Source organism: Gemmatimonadota bacterium (assembly GCA_026706345.1).
Lineage (GTDB): Bacteria > JAAXHH01 > JAAXHH01 > JAAXHH01 > JAAXHH01 > JAAXHH01.
In genome coordinates, this window is record JAPOYX010000138.1 from 1 (window position 1) to 3250 (window position 3250).

Annotated in this window: 2 protein-coding genes; both read left to right on the forward strand. The window is 59.8% G+C overall.

The window, feature by feature from the left end:
• On the forward strand, positions 1–1467 hold a 1467-nt coding region (locus OXG98_08770), incomplete at its 5' end, for an efflux RND transporter permease subunit (protein ID MCY3772098.1).
• Positions 1467–3250: cytochrome P450 (locus OXG98_08775; GenBank protein ID MCY3772099.1), on the forward strand; the 1784-nt coding region annotated here is incomplete at its 3' end. The genes OXG98_08770 and OXG98_08775, both read left to right, overlap by 1 nt.

The window sequence follows — 3250 nt, forward strand, 5'->3', positions numbered from 1 at the left end:
GACATCGAGGGGGATTTCGCGACGGTCGTCCTGGAGATGCCCGATGGGACGACCGCCCCGAGGACTTACGAGGTGGCCCGGGAACTGGAGGCCGCAGGTATCCGGGTCATGGAACGGCTTTCACGTGGCCGGCCCGAGGATGCGCCGCCGCTGCTGAGCGGCGTAACGGTTACCGTCGGTTTGGGATCGAGACTCGAGGGCGGGCTCAATCCGGCCCCCACCCTCAATCCTCAGGCCAACGTCGCTACCATCGAGTTCAAACTCCTGAGTGCGCAGCAAAGGCAGATCTCATCCGGAGAGGTCGTGCAGGCATGGCGAGAAGAGGTGGGGGTGCTTCCCTACGTGCGCGGCGTCACCTTCAGCGGCGCGGTGTTTGACCTGGGCAACCCGGTCGAGGCCGTACTGTCGCATCCGGATCCGGAGCTCCTTGCCCGGATTGGGAATGCTGTGGTCGACGGTCTCCGAGAAGTGGCAGGCGTCCACGACATCCGGTCGGATCACACCCCGGGCATTCCGGAAATGCAGCTTGAACTACGGCCGGAAGCGCGTACCCTGGGTCTTACGCTGGAAGCGTTGGCCGGACAGACGCGCGCGGCGTTTTTCGGCGCGGATGCCGTCCGGGTCCAGCGCGGCCGGGAAGAGGTCCGCGTCTACGTGCGTCTGCCCGCCGATGAGCGGAGTTCCATCACCGATATCGAAAGGTACCTGGTCCGCACGCCGGGCGGGGCCGAGGTCCCGGTCGTCAGCGTGGCCTCGCTGAACCCGGGCGTTTCGCCGCCGGCCATTCGGCGGAAGGATGGCCAGCGTGTCGTCACGGTCTCAGCGGACGTGGACGCCGCGGTGATCTCCGGCGACCAGGCCAACAGCATCCTGGAGGATTCGATCCTTTCGGCATTGACCGCCGGGTACCCGGACCTGACCTACACGTTCGGAGGTGAACAACAACAGCAGCTCGATTCCCTGGATGCGCTTTATCGCGGGTTTGCGATCGCACTGATCATGATTTTCGCACTGCTCGCCATCCCGCTCCGATCCTATACCAAGCCGTTCATCATCATGGCGGTGATCCCGTTCGGATTCATCGGAGTGATCCTGGGCCACTGGGTCCTCGGCGTAGCCCTGAGCGCGGTGTCCTTTTTGGGTATCTTCGGCCTGAGCGGCGTGGTCGTGAACGATTCCCTGGTCATGATTGATTTCATCGATCAGAAACGCCGGGAAGGCGCCCCGGTACGGACGGCGATCATCAAGGGCGCAAAGGGTCGTTTTCGGCCGATTATGCTTACTTCGCTGACTACGTTTCTCGGCTTCACACCCCTGATTCTGGAACGTGCTATACAGGCGCAGTTCCTGGTTCCCTTTGCCGCATCGCTCGGTTGCGGCATTATCTTCGTCACGGCCATACTCATGATGGTCGTTCCCGCGCTTTCCACCATTCATCTGCGTCTGATGAAGGGAGGGCAGATCTAATGGCTGATACCACAAAGGGCGTGAAACCCCAACCGCTTACTTTGACCCAGGAACTCATCCTGATGCTCCTCAACGAGGAGACCGGCTACTTCCACCAGGTGCCCGGCTGGGATTTGCACTGCGCCGTGGTCGGTGCCGTGCTTGCGGAGCTCTCACTCAGATCTCGCATTGACACGGACGTGGAGTCCCTGTTCCTCCTCGACCAGACACCAACAGGCAATTCCACCATCGATTTCATACTGGAGGAAATCGCGAGTGAGCCTAATCAGCAGAATACGCAGTACTGGATCGAGCGGCTGGCTCCCCGTGCGGAGACGATCATTGATTCGGTCCTGGATCGCCTGGTGGAAATGAAGATACTGGAACACCACGACGGCGAGTTCTGGACGCTGGCCCGCACCGACTGGAAGATGGAGTTGTACAGCGACACCGAGACAGGTACGGCAAGTCAGTTCGTCAGAACGCGGATCAGCCGGGCGATCTTCATGAACGAGATCCCCGACCCGAGAGACGTTATCATCATCTGCCTCGTCAATACCTGCGACGTATTTCGATTCATGTTCCAACTCGACGAAGAGGCGGAGCAGCGCATCGCGTTCATCTGCAAAATGGACGTGATCGGCCGGTCTATCGCAGAAGCCGTCTCGCACAAACTAGCCAGCCCGACGCTTCGCCGTGCCCTTTTTACCAAGAAGATTCCGACGGTTTCGCTACGCAAGCTGCTGCTGAACCCCCATGTTCGAGACGGCAACCTCAACGCGCTTTTTGCGAACCTTGCGCAGGAGTACGGTCCGGTGTTCAAGATCCGTCCTCCACTCGCCAAGCCCATGATCTTTCTGGCCGGACTCGAAGCAAACCGCTGGGTACATAAGCACGGGCGCATGTACCTGAGAGCCAAGGACTACTTCAGCGACTTCGAGAAGGTCTACGGTGCGTCCGGCCTCTTGCCTTCCCTGGACGGCGCCGATCACTTCCGGCTTCGCAAGTCCCTGTCGCCAGCGTATTCCCGCGGGAGACTGGGAGGGCAACTGGACCAGCTCTACCGTCATGCGCGGAGTTACATGGCAAGCTGGAATGTTGGAGACACCTATTCTGCTACGTCCATGTGCCGGCGGATGATAAACGCACAACTCTCGCCACTGTTCATCGGTGTCGACTCTCAGGACGTAATGGACGATCTGATGAAGTTCAAGGAACGGGCGCTCAGCGTGCATGTCGCCCGGATTCTGCCAAAATTCACACTGAACACCCCGGGCATGAAACGCAAGGCGAAAGCCCTCGATACGCTGATGGAACGAATCGAGGGGGTCCATACCCCCGCCCAACGGGCCGATAGCCCGCGGGACCTCGTGGACGAGTACCTCAGCCTGCACGCGAGCGACCCGCAGTTTCTTCCGGAGTCCAATTTGCGGTTTTCTTTCTCCGCGGCATTGATTGCCAGCGTGTACCTTGGCGATATGTTCAGCCTGGTAGTATACGCCATGGTCTCGCAGCCCGCGCTCTACGAGAGCATCCGAAGTGAAGCCGATGCCCTGTTCGGGAGCGGAGATCCGGATGCCGAGGACTTCACCCCATCCGAGATTGACGTCACGCACCGCTTCCTCATGGAGTGTATGCGCATGTACCCGATCGTTCCCATGTCCATTCGAAACGTAATGAACACATGTGCGTTTGAGGGTTACGAACTGCCTCTGGGGGAACGCATCCACATCGCGCCGACCGCCGCGCATTACATGAGCGATATCTTTCCCGATCCGTACACTTTCGACATCAGCCGCTATCT